Source organism: Allobosea sp. (assembly GCF_051860145.1).
GTDB lineage: Bacteria > Pseudomonadota > Alphaproteobacteria > Rhizobiales > Beijerinckiaceae > Allobosea.
The window spans coordinates 111,599-127,078 of record NZ_JBHYEM010000010.1 but is presented as its reverse complement, the minus strand read 5'-3'; the positions used below and the strand labels follow the sequence as shown (position 1 = coordinate 127,078).

At 67.8% G+C, this 15,480-nt stretch carries 12 protein-coding genes; 6 read left to right on the top strand and 6 right to left on the bottom strand.

Translation table 11 applies throughout. The features are described from left to right. Positions 1-117: 117 nt before the first annotated feature. Entirely contained in the window at positions 118-1,392 is a 1,275-nt protein-coding gene (locus ACTIF2_RS17425; protein ID WP_439498364.1) for an N-acetylmuramoyl-L-alanine amidase, read from the bottom strand. A 615-nt stretch (positions 1,393-2,007) separates the two neighbouring features. Here ACTIF2_RS17425 and ACTIF2_RS17420 point away from each other — a divergent pair. Next, complete coding sequence (locus tag ACTIF2_RS17420; RefSeq protein ID WP_439498363.1) at positions 2,008-4,773, top strand: Rne/Rng family ribonuclease; 2,766 nt, start codon at positions 2,008-2,010, stop codon at positions 4,771-4,773. 59 nt (positions 4,774-4,832) lie between these two features. Here the strand turns inward: ACTIF2_RS17420 and ACTIF2_RS17415 are convergent, their stop codons facing one another. Both ACTIF2_RS17415 and ACTIF2_RS17410 read right to left on the bottom strand, forming a co-directional pair. Continuing rightward, positions 4,833-7,130: a mechanosensitive ion channel family protein gene (locus ACTIF2_RS17415; RefSeq protein ID WP_439498362.1), complete on the bottom strand. Its 2,298-nt coding sequence runs from the start codon at positions 7,128-7,130 to the stop codon at positions 4,833-4,835. 92 nt (positions 7,131-7,222) lie between these two features. After that, positions 7,223-8,410 carry a pyridoxal phosphate-dependent aminotransferase gene (locus ACTIF2_RS17410; protein ID WP_439498361.1) on the bottom strand — a complete coding sequence of 396 codons (1,188 nt, stop codon included), beginning with the start codon at positions 8,408-8,410 and terminating at the stop codon, positions 7,223-7,225. Positions 8,411-8,601: 191 nt separating this feature from the next. On the opposite strand from ACTIF2_RS17410, the gene ACTIF2_RS17405 reads away from it, so the two are divergent. From ACTIF2_RS17405 to aat, 5 genes are all read left to right on the top strand, one after another. Next, positions 8,602-9,420 (top strand): DsbA family protein, encoded by an 819-nt coding sequence (locus tag ACTIF2_RS17405; RefSeq protein ID WP_439498360.1) that lies wholly within the window; start codon positions 8,602-8,604, stop codon positions 9,418-9,420. A 124-nt stretch (positions 9,421-9,544) separates the two neighbouring features. Next, positions 9,545-10,003 carry a type II 3-dehydroquinate dehydratase gene (gene aroQ, locus ACTIF2_RS17400; protein ID WP_439498359.1) on the top strand — a complete coding sequence of 153 codons (459 nt, stop codon included), beginning with the start codon at positions 9,545-9,547 and terminating at the stop codon, positions 10,001-10,003. 79 nt (positions 10,004-10,082) lie between these two features. After that, complete coding sequence (gene accB / locus ACTIF2_RS17395) at positions 10,083-10,547, top strand: acetyl-CoA carboxylase biotin carboxyl carrier protein (RefSeq protein WP_439498358.1); 465 nt, start codon at positions 10,083-10,085, stop codon at positions 10,545-10,547. Between the two features lie 29 nt (positions 10,548-10,576). Continuing rightward, positions 10,577-11,938, top strand: coding sequence for an acetyl-CoA carboxylase biotin carboxylase subunit (accC, locus tag ACTIF2_RS17390; protein ID WP_439498357.1), 1,362 nt, complete (start codon positions 10,577-10,579; stop codon positions 11,936-11,938). 193 nt (positions 11,939-12,131) lie between these two features. Next, the gene (aat, locus tag ACTIF2_RS17385; protein WP_439498356.1) at positions 12,132-12,812 is read left to right on the top strand and encodes a leucyl/phenylalanyl-tRNA--protein transferase; all 681 of its coding nucleotides are present in this window, start codon (positions 12,132-12,134) and stop codon (positions 12,810-12,812) included. 36 nt (positions 12,813-12,848) lie between these two features. Here aat and ACTIF2_RS17380 read toward each other — a convergent pair whose 3' ends face one another. From ACTIF2_RS17380 to ACTIF2_RS17370, 3 genes are all read right to left on the bottom strand, one after another. Continuing rightward, positions 12,849-13,478 carry a DUF2155 domain-containing protein gene (locus tag ACTIF2_RS17380; protein WP_439498355.1) on the bottom strand — a complete coding sequence of 210 codons (630 nt, stop codon included), beginning with the start codon at positions 13,476-13,478 and terminating at the stop codon, positions 12,849-12,851. Between the two features lie 249 nt (positions 13,479-13,727). Continuing rightward, a complete protein-coding gene (locus tag ACTIF2_RS17375) occupies positions 13,728-14,138 on the bottom strand; it encodes an NADH:ubiquinone oxidoreductase subunit NDUFA12 (protein WP_439498354.1) in 411 nt (136 codons plus the stop codon). Positions 14,139-14,185: 47 nt separating this feature from the next. Next, positions 14,186-14,677, bottom strand: a complete 492-nt coding sequence (locus ACTIF2_RS17370) for a hypothetical protein (RefSeq protein ID WP_439498353.1) — start codon at positions 14,675-14,677, stop codon at positions 14,186-14,188. Positions 14,678-15,480: the final 803 nt, after the last annotated feature.

Below are 15,480 nucleotides of genomic sequence, written 5' to 3'. Positions count from 1 at the left end.
TCCGTTTCATCGGATTCGCCGCCCCAGTCCTCGTCGCTTCCAAATCACGTCTATAGCACGGCAGAGATGGCGGAACCGTGGCCTGAAGACCACAATCGCCGCTGACGGCAACAACGCTCAGCGCTGGTTGGCCGCAGCCTTCCCAACAGCCTGTCCGCGCTCGAAAAATCCGTTGACCGCGGCTTCGACCGCCGCCACCGCCTGCAGCCTCCAGGACAGCGAATTGAGCAGCTCCGCATCCTTCGGGCTCGACATGTAGCCGAGCTCGATCAGCACGGAGGGCACGTCAGGCGCCGTCAACACGCGAAAACCCGCCGAACGCATCGGGACCTTGTGCAGCCTGACAGATCCGCCCAGCTTCTCGACCAGATTGCGGGCGAAAAGCGAGGAGAAGGTCCGGGTTTCGCGCTTGGCGAGGTCCATCAGGATACCCGCGACGTCCTGCATGTCCTCGGTCGCGTCGAGCCCGGCGACGGCGTCGGCTTGGTTTTCCTTGGCTGCGAGCCGCGCCGATTCGGCATCGGTGGCGCGCTCGGACCCGGTGTAGATCGTGGCGCCGCGCACGTCCTGCGACTGGGTCAGCGAATCGGCATGGATCGAGATGAAGAGGTCCGCCCCGGCAGCGCGGGCGATCCTCACCCGTTCTCCCAGGGGGACGAAGGTGTCGTCGTCGCGCGTCATCAGCACGCGGTAGCGACCGCTCGCCTCGAGCTGTCCCTTCAGTGCCAGCCCGAAGGCCAGCACGACCGATTTTTCGGCGATCGAAGCGACGACCGCGCCCGGATCGATGCCGCCATGGCCGGGATCGATCACCACGAGCTGGCGTGTCTCGCCCTGCGGCTTGGCCGCCTGCGAGGCCGGGTCCTCCGGCGCCTGCGGCGCTGCGCGGACGGAAGCCGCCTGGAACTCGGCCCGGCTGGCACGCTTCAATTCGACGACCAGTTCGCCGAATCCGCCGCGGACGCTCCGGACCTCGGCGCGCGTCACCAAAGCGGGCTGAGCGAGATCGAGGATGATGCGCGATTTATCGGGCGTGAACATGCCGAAGCGGAAGGCGCTGACGAAGCCCGCGCTCTTGCGTGCGGCGCTCGGCTGGACCTGGAAATTCACGGAAGGCAGATCGATGATGACGCGATCGGGCGCGGCCATCACCGAGGCGCTGACCTCGACCGGGCGCGACAGCGCCATGGTCAGCCGCACGACCTCTCCCGCCTGCTCTATCCTGGCGTCCGTCGCGACCGCGAACTCGTTTGCCGGGCGTGACGGATTGGACATCGCCGCGCCGGGCATGAGCGCCAGGCACAGGCCGAACGCCAGGCCGATCAGGCCGTGGAGCCTCGGCCGGCCCGAGCCGGTGCTGCGAGAGCCGTATGTCAGCTGAGTGGTTCCCATGCGTGTCACCAACGCTTAACCATAGCGGCGCGGCGACTTAACAACCGGTTACCATGGACGCTCATTGCCGTGAACGGCCGCCAGGGCGCCGCGGCGAGGTTCCCAAATGATGTTGCTTGCAAATCACGGTCACCTATCTGTAATGGGGATGGTTGCATTGCGAAGCCGCCCGTAGCGCGCGTCCGGATCCGAGGATCCGCTGGCGTCCGGGACCAGGGCCTAGCGACCGTTCCGTCCTGGACCGGTCGCAGCAAGGCAACCGCCAACAGATCGTCCGCGGACGGCCTGCGTCAGGCACGAAGTTCGGCGCAAGGCGGTTTTTCGCGAGCGTGCAAACGCGGTGCGCCGTCTCAAGGCGGACGTGCCGCAGGTCAGGTCAGATGTCGGGGCATACGACGCCGCTTAGCTTACCGGTGCATCGTCCATACCTTCGGGACCACGGCGGACTCGTTGTCCGGCCGGGTTTCCCGAATCGCCGTCGCGTCCTGATCGAACACTTTCTCCTGCAACATGCCGGCGGAAGCCGGCCTACGCGCGGCGCCCCTGCCCGCGGCAGCGGATTTCGATCCGCAGCCCGGCGGGACATGACGGCGGCCGCGCCAATGGAAACGTCTTATGGCCAACAAGATGCTCATCGACGCCACCCACCCGGAAGAGACCCGGGTCGTGGTGGTTCGCGGATCACGCGTCGAGGAATTTGATTTCGAATCCGCCAGCCGCAAACCGCTGCGGGGCAATATCTATCTGGCGAAGGTGACGCGGGTCGAACCCTCGCTCCAGGCGGCCTTCGTCGAATATGGCGGCAACCGTCACGGCTTCCTCGCCTTTTCGGAAATCCACCCGGACTACTACCAGATTCCGGTCGCCGACCGGCAGGCTCTGATCGCCGAGGAAGCGCGCGCCGACCGCGAGGAGGAGCGTGACGAGGAACGCCGCGAGAAGCGCGGACGGCGCGACCGCGGACGTCGCGGCGACCGTGACGGCCGCGCCAAGAAGGCGAGCCGCGACGAGACCGTCACCGCCGAGGTCGAGACCGACGGCAAGGAAGCCGCGATGGTCAACGAGGGGGCTCCCGCCTTCGGCGAGTCCTTCGCTCCCGCCGTCGCCGAATCGAGCGACGAGACCGTCCTCGATAACGCAGCGCCGCTGACCTTTGAGACCGCGCCGGCCGACGCTCCGGAAGCCGAGGCGTCCGAAGGCGAGAGCGAGGATGCTGCCGAGGCTCGCCGCCCGTCCGAGGAGAACGAAGACGGCGACGAGAACGGCCAGGACGAGAATGGTCACGACGAGCCGCATGAGGAGCCGGAGCATCTCGGCGGCGGCGACGCCCTCGACGACATGCCCGAGCGCCCGCGCCATTCGCGCCGCCAGTACAAGATCCAGGAGGTCATCAAGCGCCGCCAGATCATCCTGGTCCAGGTCGTCAAGGAAGAGCGCGGCAACAAGGGCGCGGCGCTGACCACCTATCTCTCGCTCGCCGGCCGCTATTCGGTGCTGATGCCGAACACCGGCAAGGGCGGCGGCATCTCGCGCAAGATCACCAATGCCGAGGACCGCAAGCGCCTCAAGGAGATCGCCCAGGAGCTGGAGGTTCCGGACGGGATGGGCATCATCCTGCGCACCGCCGGCGCCTCGCGCACCAAGGTCGAGATCAAGCGCGACTACGAATACCTGATGCGGATGTGGGAGAGCGTGCGCGAGCTGACGCTCGGCTCGGTCGCGCCTGCGCTGGTCTATGAGGAGGGCAACCTCGTCAAGCGCTCGATCCGCGACCTCTACAACAAGGATATCGACGAGGTTCACGTCGCCGGCGACGAGGCCTATCGCGAGGCCAAGGACTTCATGCGCATGCTCATGCCGAGCCATGCCAAGAGCGTGAAGTCCTACCGCGACCAGACCCCGCTCTTCGCCTCCTTCGGCGTCGAGAGCCAGCTCGACGCGATGTTCTCCAACACGGTCACGCTCAAGTCCGGCGGCTATATCGTCATCAACCAGACCGAGGCGCTGGTGGCGATCGACATCAACTCGGGCCGCTCGACCCGCGAGCACAATATCGAGGACACGGCCCTCAAGACCAATCTCGAAGCGGCGGAGGAAATCTCCCGCCAGCTCAGGCTGCGCGATCTCGCCGGTCTCATCGTGATCGATTTCATCGACATGGAGGAGAACCGCAACAACCGCGCCGTCGAGAAGAAGCTCAAGGACTGCCTCAAGAACGACCGCGCCCGCATCCAGGTCGGCCGCATCTCGGCTTTCGGTCTGCTCGAGATGTCGCGCCAGCGCATCCGCACCGGCGTGCTCGAGAGTTCCTCGGTGCCCTGCCCGCATTGCGCCGGCGCCGGCATGATCCGCTCGACCTCCTCGGTGGCGCTGCAGATCCTGCGCGCTCTGGAAGAGGCGCTGATCAAGAGCGCCTCGCACAATCTCACCGTCCGCACCCGGCCGGAAGTGGCGCTTTACGTCCTCAACCAGAAGCGCGCGCATCTGAGCGACCTGGAAGCGCGCTTCGCCGTGGCAGTCACGGTCTCGGCCGACGCGACCTTGCTCGGCACGCGCTATTTCGAGGTCGAGCGCGGCGAGTTCGTCGGCAATGAAGGCCGTGTCGTGCCGAGCCCGTTCAAGGCCGAGGCGATCGCCGAGACCGATGACGAGGATGCGCTCGACGCGGCGGCCGAGGCCGAAGCGGCCGGTGTTGAGGATGAGCTGAAGCCGGCGTCCCGGAGCGAGGCCGCATCGGACCGCCAGGACGAAGACCGTGGCGAGGGTGGACGCAAGCGCCGCAGGCGTCGTCGCCGGCGGCGTGGCGGCGAGCGTGACGCCAATGGCCAGCGCCTCGACGGCGGCAGCGATGCCGAAGGCGACGAGGACGGCGAAGGCGATGAGGATGGCGCCGAGCGCGATGGCGAGAATGCCGCCAGCGAGCAGGCGGTTGCGGCGGAGTCCGTCGCAGCTCCGGTCGAGGAGATCGCGCCGGAACCGGCCGAGGACGCCAAGCCGCGCCGGGCCCGTCGCGGTGGCCGCAAGCCAAAGGCGGAAGCCGAGGCGAGCCTCGCTACTGAGGCGCCCGAGACGGCGGACATCGTGACCGAGACGGTCGCGGAAGCTGTTCCGGACGCCCCGGCCGAAAAGCCCAAGCGCAGCCGCGCCCGCAAGAAGGTCGTCCCGATCACCGAGGACGGCGTCGCGGCTGAGGCGCCTGCTGCCGAGCCGGCCCTGGTCGAATCGGCGGTGGCCTCCGAAGCCGAACCGGCGCCCGAGCCGCCCGCCCCTGCCCGGGCGCGCCGCGTCGCCGAGGAGCCGGTCGCGGTCGTGCTGACGCCGCAGGATCCGGATCGACCCAAGCGCGGCGGCTGGTGGAACAAGCTCGCCGGACGCAAGTGAACCAAAGGCCGCTGCGGACCCCCGCAGCGGCCTTTTCCGTTAAGCGATATGCCGGGCGCCTATCCGGCAGCCGGGGCCAGCGGTGTCGGCGGCGGCACGGCCGTGATCGCCGCGGCTCCCGCCGAGGCCTGCCCCTCCCCACCGCGGACCGTCACGGCATTGGACGCGAAGGGCACGCCGGCTTCGTTCAGCGCCCGGTAGACCCGCTTCAGCGCCTCCCGCTGCAAGGTCGAGGCATGGGCGGGCTTGGCCGTGAATTTCAGCCGGACCACGACGGCGCTGTCGGTGATGTCGGCGACGCCCTGCATCTTGAGCTGGGAGATGAAATGCGGCGCGAATTCCGGATCCTCGAGCAGCGCCAGCCCGACCTTCTTGATCGTCTTGCGCGCCTTTTCGATATCGGCCGAATGGTCGAGCCGGACATTGAACTTCAGCGTGGCCCAGTCGCGGCTGGCATTGGTGAGCGAGGGGATCTGGCCGAAGGGGACCGTGTGGATCTGCCCGCTCTGGTGGCGCAGCTGCATCGAGCGCAGCGAGATTTTCTCCACCGTGCCCTTGAGCCGGCCTGTATCGACATATTCGCCGACGCGAAAGGCGTCCTCGATCATGAAAAAGAAGCCGGAGACGATGTCGCGCACGAGCGCCTGCGAGCCGAACGAGATCGCGAGACCCAGGATGCCGAACCCTGCCAGCAGCGGCCCGATATCGACTCCGAGGCGCGACAGGACGACGAGCCCGACCAGCCCCGCCACCGCGCCGAGCACGACGCCGCGCAGCACCGGCAGCACGGTGGCCAGGCGCGACGGGATATGGCCTTCGACCGGAGCCGCGTCCTCGTCGGCCGGGCCGCTCGCCGCCTGCCGCGGCGCATAGGCATCGAAGAAGGCCCTGAGAAAGACCAGCGCCACCCAGCCGACAAAGAGCAGGATCGCGACGCCGGCGGCCTGACGCGAGAAGGCGCTGAATTCGGGCGAGGCCATGTCAAAGGCGAAACCGGCCCATAGCCGCGCCAGCAGGTAGAAGGCGATGGCCCAGACGATCCCGGTCGCTGCGGCTTGGCCTGCACGCGAGAGGGCCTCGCCATGCGGCGTCGTCTCGGCGACGGCGGCGCGATGGGCCCGCCGGCAGCGGATCAGGTTGCCGATGCCGACCGCGATCACCGGTGCCAGCACGACGACGATCTGGGTGATCCCGGCGGCTTCGGCCCAGCGCGCGCCATCGGACATCATCGCCGAGGCGCGCCCGACCATCCAGATGACGACCGCCACGGCGATGTAGAACCAGGGCGTGAGCAGCGCCAGCACGCGCAACCCTGGGCTCGGCGCCTCGGCATTGCGCAGGACGAGGCGCGTCAGGTCGTGCCGGGCGTCGAAGAACCACCAGAGCTTGAAGAGCGTGATGGCAAGGGCCGTGGTCGCGAACAGTCCGGCAACGGTCATCGGGCTGGCGGCGACCCGTTGGGCAAGGAAGACGCCGACGATGACGACCGGCGCGCAAATCGCGTAGGCGACCAGAAGCCCGAAGTGACGGTCGGCGCGGGGCAAAGGCATGAGCCTGCGGTCCGGGGCCCCGGGCGCGAGCAGGAACCGTCCGACCATCATATAGGCCGCGCCAATCACGGCGCCGTTCCCGACCGTGCGCAGCGTGCTCGCCGCCAGATCCCATTCCGGCAGCACGAGGTTGCCGCAGACGCGCAGGATGACGAGCGCGATGCCGAGCGTCACCAGGTCCTGAAGCAAGCCATAGGCCGACGCGATCAGGCGTGAGGTGAATTCCGGCCCGCCCGGCACCATTCGCCGCGAGAACCAGCCGGCACTGGCGCGGCGAAACAGCGCCGCCGCGGCCGTGGCGAGCGCGAGCACCAAGAGCAGCCGCGCCACTGCCGGAAGCCCGGCGGCGCCGTTGCGGTTGCCGGCCCAGGCGCGGCTCCAATCCTCCGGCAAGGCGGCGGCGGCTGGTATCGCTTCGTTGCCATAGTCGAACCCGGCGACGAAATCGTCCCAGAACGTGTCGATGCGCGAACTGCCCTGCTTCGGCGTCGCCGCTGCTGCTGTCGGTGATGTCGGAGCGGCAGATGTGGCCGCCGCCGCCGGCGCAGCCACTGCCGCCGGAACGGTCTCGCCTGCGCCGGCGATCCGCAAGGTCACCTTCCGGCCGCCCGCCTCCAGCGCATCGAGCGTGCGCTTCAGCGCCTCCGGCGTCTCATCGCCGCGCAAGGTCAGGACGATCGACGGTTCCGGGCTGGCTTGCGCCAGGGCGGCACGGCTGCCAGCGAGAAGAACCATCGCCAGGGCCGCCAGGATCGGCAGCGCGCAGGACTGCCCCGCCTTGCCGAAGAGTCCGATGCGAACCCGCATGCTGCCGCCTCCCGACCATGCAACGCGATGTCACAAGCCCGAGAGTTGTTCCGCTGTGCCTCGTTTGGCAAGCGGCTATTGCGACGCTGGTTTCAGCGGCGTTTCAGCCACGTCCCCATGCGTGCGACCGCATCCTCGCATTCGGCGAGCGAACCGGCGAAGGAGAGCCGGACCGTGCGGGCCCCACGCGCCTCGTCGAAATCGAGCCCCGGGGTGATCGCGACATGCGCCTTTTCGAGAACATCCCGGCAGAAGGCCATGGAATCGTTCGAATATCGGCCGATGTCGAGATAGATGTAGAAGGCCCCGTCGACGGGCAGGAAGTCGCCGAGCCCGATCTCGGGCAGGGTCTTCAGGAGATAGGCGCGGTTGGCGGCATAGCCCGCCTTGATCGCCTCGCATTCGGCCGTCGCATCGAAGGCGGCCTCGCCCGCGACCTGGCTGAGATAGGGCACCGAGATCGAAAAATTCTGCTGCAGCCGCTCGATCGTGCGCACCATGCGCTGCGGCACCACCAGCCAGCCGACGCGCCAGCCGGTCATGCAGTAATATTTGGAGAAGGAGTTGACGATGATCGCTTCGTCATCGGCCGAGAGCGCGGTCGTCGCCGGCGCCTCGTAGGTCAGCCCGTGATAGATCTCGTCGGAGATGTACCAGAGCCCCAGCCGCCGGCACTCGGCCGCCACGGCCGCGATCGCCTCGGGCGCCATCACAACTCCGGTCGGATTGGCCGGGCTCATGGTGAGCACGCCCGCCAGCGGCCGCTCGGCATGGGCCTTCGCGATCAGCTCCGGCGTCAGCGCATGGCGCGTCTCCGGCCCGACCTCGATCGCGACCGGCTCGAGACCGAGCGCGATCAGGATGTTGCGATAAGCCGGATAGCCCGGCGCGGTGATGGCGACGCGCGCGCCGGGCTGGAAACAGGCGAGGAAGGCGAGGATGAAGCCGCCCGACGAGCCGGTCGTCACCACGACGCGCTCGGCCGCCACGGCGACGCCATAGCTCTCGCGATAATGGCGGGCGATGCGTTCCCTCAGCGAATCGGTGCCGAGCGCCTGGGTATATCCGATGCGGCCATGCTCCAGCGCGCGCCCTGCCGCGGCACGGATGCTCGCCGGCGTCGGCGCCGAGGGCTGGCCGACCTCCATATGCACCACCGAGCCGCCGGCCCGCTCGATCGCCGCCGCCTGGTTCATCACGTCCATGACGATGAACGGCGCGACGCGTTCGGCGCGCGCCGCCAGCTCGGGGGTCGGAAAGAAGCCGCTGGCCTGTTGCATGTCGGGATCCGTCTCGGCGCCGGTCGGGGGATGCGCCGCTAGCCTTTGGCTAGCCGAGCGGTCACTTCGCCGCAACCGTTGGCAAAGCTGTGAATTGACGCTGCCCGCCCGAGAGCGGAGAAGGTGTCGCAATGACGAATGGTTCAGCGCCTGCTTCGGCTTATGGCCGGCAGGCTCGAAAGGATGACGAGATGGCCGTGATCACCCTGTTCCGCCGGGCGCTCGCCGGCGTTCGGCGCGCCGGCCCGGCGCTGGCCGGCCTCGGCCTCGCCCTTTCGCTCATGGCCGGCCCCGTCCAGGCACAGGCGCAAGCCCCGCTGACGCCGGAACAGCGCAAGGCGGTCGTCGATCTCGTCCGCGAGACGCTGCTGAAGAATCCGGAGCTGATCCAGGAGGCCCTGATCGAGCTCGAGCGGCGCAACCAGGTCGCCCAGGCCGACGCTCAGCGCAACGCCGTCGCCGCCGAGAAGGTGAGCCTCACCGATCCGACGACCTCGATCATCGCCGCCAATCCGCAGGGCGACGTTACGCTGGTCGAGTTCATGGATTACAATTGCGGCTTCTGCAAAAGAGCGCTGGAGGACGTCCGTACCCTCGCCAAGGACGACCCCAAGCTTCGCGTCGTGATCAAGGACTTCCCGATTCTCGGGCCGGATTCGGTCGAGGCCAGCCGCGTCGCCATCGCGGTCAAGAACCAGCTCCAGGGTCAGAAATACTGGGATTTCCACAACAAGCTGATGGCGACCAAGGGCCGTATCAACGGCGCCAAGGCGCTCGAGGTCGCCAAGGAATCCGGCGCCGATGTCGAGCGCGCCCGCAAGGACATGGATGCGCCGGCGACCCGCGCCGCGATCGAATCCACCGTGGCGCTCGGCGATCGGCTCGGCCTGACCGGGACGCCGGCCTTCATCATCGGCGACGAGGTGGTCTTCGGCGCGGTCGGCGCCGCGGCGCTGAAGCAGAAGATCGACGCCGTCCGCAAATGCGGCAAGGCGACCTGCAGCGGCTGACGCACCGGCCAGCCCCGCACGGCTCCTGCCAGCGGGCCGGCCGCTCAGGCTTCCCCTGCCCCGCTCTTCCGGTTAAGACGACGCCGACGCCGCGAACCTGCGGCCTGGGGAATCAGCGCGCGCTATGGTTGCCGTCCACGTCCTGAACGGACCCAATCTCAATCTGCTCGGCACCCGCGAGCCGGGAACCTATGGTTCGGTGACGCTTGCCGGCGTCGAGGAACGCCTCAAGGCGAAAGCCGCCGCGGCGGGGGTCGAGCTGACCTTCAGCCAGACCAATTTCGAGGGCGAACTCGTCACCCGAGTGCAGCAGGCGGGCCTGGCCGGCGCCGGCATCATCATCAATGCCGGGGCCTATACCCACACCTCGCTGGCGCTGCGCGACGCGATCAAGGGCACCGAGGCGCTCGCCATCGAGGTCCATGTCTCGAATGTCCATGCGCGCGAGGCGTTTCGGCACCATTCCTATATGGCGCCGGTCTGCGTCGGCGTGATCTGCGGCTTCGGCGTGGCGAGCTACGACCTTGCTTTCGACGCGATCGTGCCGCTTCTGCAGAAGCGCGCGGCCAAGACGGCGGCCTGACGGCCGGTTCAATCCAGCGGGACGACGGCCTCTCGGCTGCTCGTCCTTCCAACAGACGACGAAGACGGTGAAACCCGCCATGGCGACCAAGAGTCCGATCGATCCTGAAATGGTGCGCGAGCTCGCGCAGCTCCTCAACGAGACCGATCTCACCGAGATCGAAGTCGAAAAGGGCGATCTGCGCGTGCGCGTGGCGCGGACGATTTCAGCCACGGTGCAGGTGCCCGTCGCCTCCCACGCTCCGGTCGCGGCCAGCGCTGCGGCTCCGGCGGCGTTCTCTCCGGTCGATGCCAAGTCGGCCGGCACCCATCCCGGCGCGGTCCCCTCGCCGATGGTCGGCACCGCCTATCGGCGCCCCTCGCCCGAGGCGAAGCCCTTCGTCGAGATCGGCCAGGAGGTGAAGGTCGGCGAGCGCGTGCTGCTGGTCGAGGCGATGAAGACCTTCAACGACATCGTCGCGCCGCGCGCCGGCAAGGTCACCGCGATCCTGGTCGAGGACGGCCAGCCGGTCGAATATGGCGAGCCGCTTCTGGTGATCGAGTGAGCAGGCTTGCGAGCGCGGACGAGCCGAAGATGTTCGACAAGATCCTGATCGCGAACCGGGGCGAGATCGCGCTGCGCGTCCTGCGCGCGGCCAAGGAACTCGGTATCGCCACGGTCGCGGTCCATTCCACCGCCGACGCCAACGCCATGCATGTGCGCCTCGCCGACGAGAGCGTCTGCATCGGCCCCCCGAGCGCGCGCGAGAGCTATCTCAACATCCCGGCCCTGATCGCGGCCTGCGAGATCACCGGCGCCGACGCGGTCCATCCCGGCTACGGCTTCCTCTCCGAGAACGCCCGCTTCGCCGAGATCCTGGAGCGGCACAACATCGCCTTCATCGGCCCCAAGGCCGAGCATATCCGCAGCATGGGCGACAAGATCGAGGCCAAGCGCACCGCCAAGCGCCTCGGCATTCCCTGCGTGCCGGGCTCGGAGGGCGGCGTCACCGACGATGACGAGGCATTGCGCATCGCCGCCGAGATCGGCTTCCCCGTGATCATCAAGGCGGCTTCCGGCGGCGGCGGCAAGGGCATGAAGGTCGTGCGCAACGCCGACGAGATGTCCGTCGCGCTCTCCACGGCAAGAACCGAGGCCAAGGCCAATTTCGGCGACGACGCTGTTTATATCGAAAAATATCTCGAGAAACCGCGCCATATCGAGATCCAGATCCTCGGTGACGGCAAGGGCCACGCCATCCATCTCGGCGAACGCGACTGCTCCCTGCAGCGCCGCCACCAGAAGGTCTGGGAGGAAGGCCCCTCGCCCGCCCTGAATGCCGGCGAGCGCGACAGGATCGGCAATATCTGCGCCAAGGCGATGGCCGAGCTCGGCTATCTCGGCGCCGGCACGATCGAGTTCCTCTACGAGGATGGCGAGTTCTACTTCATCGAGATGAACACGCGCATCCAGGTCGAGCACCCGGTGACCGAGATGATCACCGGCATCGACCTCGTCAACGAGCAGATCCGCATCGCCGCCGGCGCGCCGCTCGCGCTCAAGCAGAGCGACATCGTCATCGAGGGCCATGCCATCGAGTGCCGGGTCAATGCCGAGCACCCGGCGAATTTCCGGCCCTCTCCCGGCAAGATCGCCTCGTTCCATACGCCGGGCGGCCTCGGCGTGCGCGTCGATTCGGCCGCCTATCAGGGCTATGCGATTCCGCCGCATTACGATTCGCTCGTCGGCAAGCTCATCGTCCATGGTCGCAACCGGGCGGAATGCCTGATGCGCCTGCGCCGTTCGCTCGACGAGTTCGTCGTCGACGGCGTCGACACGACGCTGCCGCTGTTTCGCACGCTCGTGCGCAACCACGACATCCTGAACGGCGACTACAACATCCACTGGCTCGAGAAATTCCTCGCGGCCGGCGGCATGGGGCCGGAGGGGCAATAGGCCCGTCTCCGTCCCGTCATGGCCGGGCTCGCCCCGGCATCTCGGAAACCAGCGCCTTTTCGTCACGAGATTCTCGGGTCTACGCTTCGCTTCGCCCGAGAATGACGCCTTCGCTGCCAGGACCGGCGGATCATGACGCGGAAAAGTGTCTTTCCCGTTTGACAGCACAGCGCAGCCACGCTCCCATTCCCGCATGAAGGCTCGCTCCGCGCCCATCCGCTCGCCCGTGATCACGCCGGAGATCATGCTGCGCGCCTATGCCGCCGGCATTTTCCCGATGGCGGAGAGTGCCGGTGATCCGAGCCTGTTCTGGGTCGAGCCCGAGATCAGGGGGGTGATTCCGCTCTCCCGTTTCCATCTGCCCTCCCGTCTCGCCCGCACCATCCGGTCCGACCCTTTCGAGATCAGGGTCGACACGGCGTTCGAAGAGGTGATCGCCGCTTGCGCCGAGCCGCAGCCGGACCGGCCCGACACCTGGATCAACGCGCGGATCAGGGAGCTTTTCGGCGAGCTCTTCCGCCTCGGCCACGCTCACAGCGTCGAGTGCTGGCGCGACGGCCGGCTGGTTGGCGGCCTCTACGGCCTGGCGCTCGGCGGCGCTTTTTTCGGCGAGAGCATGTTCCATCGCGAGACCGACGCCTCGAAGGTTGCGCTGGTGCATCTCGTGGCGCGGCTCCGGCGCGGCCGCTACCGCTTGCTTGATGCGCAGTTCCAGACGGCGCATCTGGCCCAGTTTGGTACGCAGGAGGTGCCACGCGAGGCCTATCGCATGCTGCTCGAGGACGCCGCCGAGGCAAGCGCGACCTGGTGGTCATGGCCGAAGGACCAGGCGGTGACCGGTCGCGAGGCGCTTACCGAACTTGCCGCCGGCTGAGGATTGCGTCGTCGCTGACGCTCTTTGCAATGACGGTCAGCGGTTGGAGTCGCGATCCGGCTGCGCGCCGCCTCGCCCGCTCGGATTGGTCGGGAAGAAGCGCTGGCTCGGCGCCTGCCGCGGCTCGACCGGCACGCCACGCGGCGGCGCCACGTCGATGCGCTGCCCGGGCGGCGGCTGGTTGACGTCGCGAGGCGCCGTCGTCCGGGGCCGGCGCGGCTCCTCGGGCGGAGGCGGCGCCTCCGGCTCTTTGGGATCGACGACCAGCTCGGTCCCGCCTTTGCAGTCGGTCAGCCAGACATCGTAGATCGCGTGCTCGACGCCGTGCAGGCCGGGGCTGGCGGCGTACATCCAGCCGGTGAAGATGCGCCGATACTCGTTGTTGAAGGTGACCTCGTCGACTTCCGTGAAGGAGGTCGTCTGCGGCGCTTCGGTCGGCGGCCGCGTCCAGCAGACGCGCGGCGTGATCTGCAGCGCGCCGAACTGGACCGTCTCGTCGACGGCGACCTCGAAGGAGATGATGCGCCCGGTGATCTTGTCGAGCCCGGCGAAGACGGCCGTCGGGTTGCGGATGCGGTCGGCGGCGGCAGGGCCCACGAGCGCAAACGACAGGACGGCGGTCGAGACGAGGCCGGCGAGGATCGGAAAGCGTGAAGGCGACGGCATGCGGGCGCGAATCTCTTCAAAGGCGCGGCCGAACCGCGACGCCGCGGAGTAGCACGTCAATCGCAGCGGAAAAAGGGCGTGCCGATGATGGGGGGCGTCGATCTCCGCCAGGGCTGCTCGATTCGCAGCCGTTTCCGGCAACGGAACGCTAGATCGCCATGCGTCCTCCGGACGCGAAGTGGCGATCCAGCTCGTTGTAGTCGCATCGGATTTCCCCGAAAAGTGGATGCCACTTTTCGGTCCGATGCTTTAGCGCCCAGGCGTCCAGGCCTCGTAATCGCCGGTCGCGGGCGGGCGCTCGCCCTCGGCCAGCGTCGAGCCCGGCGGCCGGTAGGCCAGCGCGGTGCCGGTCCAGTTCTGCTGATGCGGCTTCTGCCACTCGCGCGGCTGGTAGCTTTCTTCCGACGGCGCGACATCGACGGTGTGGTGCAGCCAGCCGTTCCAGCCCGGCGGGATGGCCGAGGCTTCGGCCGGGCCGTTATAGACGACCCAGCGCCGCTGCAGGCCGAGCGCCTTGTCCTTGGCGCCGCCCCTGGTGCGATAATAGATGTTGCCGAATTCGTCCTCGCCGACCTTCTCGCCGAAGCGCCAGGTGTGGAAGCGCGTGCCGAGGGTCTGGCCGTTCCACCAGGTGAAGATCTGCAGCAGCGTCTGCTTCATCGCTCTCGTCCGCCGTGGTCCGCGTCGCGGTCGCGGGACTTATGGCGTCAGCGCCCCGGCCTGTCCAGCCTTGCAGCGGCGCCGGCCTCCCGGAAAGTCGCGTTTGCCGTCCGCCCGTCGCACCGCACCAGGGTCACGATCGCGAGAACGTCCGGCGGCGCGGCCTGGACATGGCGCGTTTTCTTGTCGCGGGCGATGACGTTTGTCGGGAAGACGCGCGAGTTCGAGGCGATGAGCGTCGCCACGATCTCGTAGTCGGCAGGATTCGGCCCCTTCGACTTCTGGTCGGAGAATTGCGATTGCACGACGAGTTTCGCAGCCGCGCTGAGCTCCATGGTGAGATGGGCCGTCGCGCCGGTCACGGTGGAACGGGTGAAGGTCAGCCCGTCGATCGGCATGCCGCTGGCGGAGATGCCGCTCTTGTTGATGGCGATGCGCGGACCGCCGCTGCAGCCGCGCTTCGCCGAGGCCCACTCCCCGGCAAAGGCCGGAGCGAGAGGCTCCTGATCGGCGCATCCCGCCAGGAGGAGAAGCGGCACGGAAAAGGCAAGGCGTCGCATCGGGCCACTTTCACGCCGCTACGTCTGCCCCATGGTAAGTGCGGCGCATTAATGTCGCGCTAAATGCGGTCGCCAATTCGCTCGCATGCAGAAAGCATCGCTTCACCGTGCCGCGGTCCGACCGTCACCCGCCGAGCCGTCTTCGCGGCCCGGCCGATACATCGGCGCCATTGGAATCATCCGACGCCTTGATTCGGCCACGCTTCCGACACTGCGTCGACCCGGTTCGGCGGACGAAGACCGCCTGTCTCCAGATACTTGGCGCAGGCTGCGCAGATGCCGCTTGCGCCAGACGTCCCTCCGCGGCGCCCGCTAACCTTTGGTCAACCATGATTGCCTCGAATTTTAGGCTTCCGCATCGCGCCGGGAGCGCCCATTCTCGCCGAGCCGCGTCGATTCCTTCCGTGATTCCGGAGGCTTAGGATGGGCCTTGAAACTTATCCCCATAACTCACACATCCCTACCAGATGTCGTGTCCACAGGGATTGCTGTGCACTATTCCTTGACGAGCGACCCCATTCGGGACTAAATTTTGACGGTCGCGTGACGGCTGGCGGAGACGCCTTCGACACCCGCGAATAAGAGTTCCCAGAGGGGTCGAGACGATCACCGCGTGGCACGCCTTCATCGGCGGCGGCGAACGGCGACGTGCGGCCAGGCTGGCCGCAACCGGAGTTTCGACGGCGGGATACACCGTCGCGGGATCCAGGGGCATCAAACCGAGTTGGGCTGACATCAGGAGCCGGTGAGCAACCGGCCGCGCGGGGCATCATGCCCGCGGC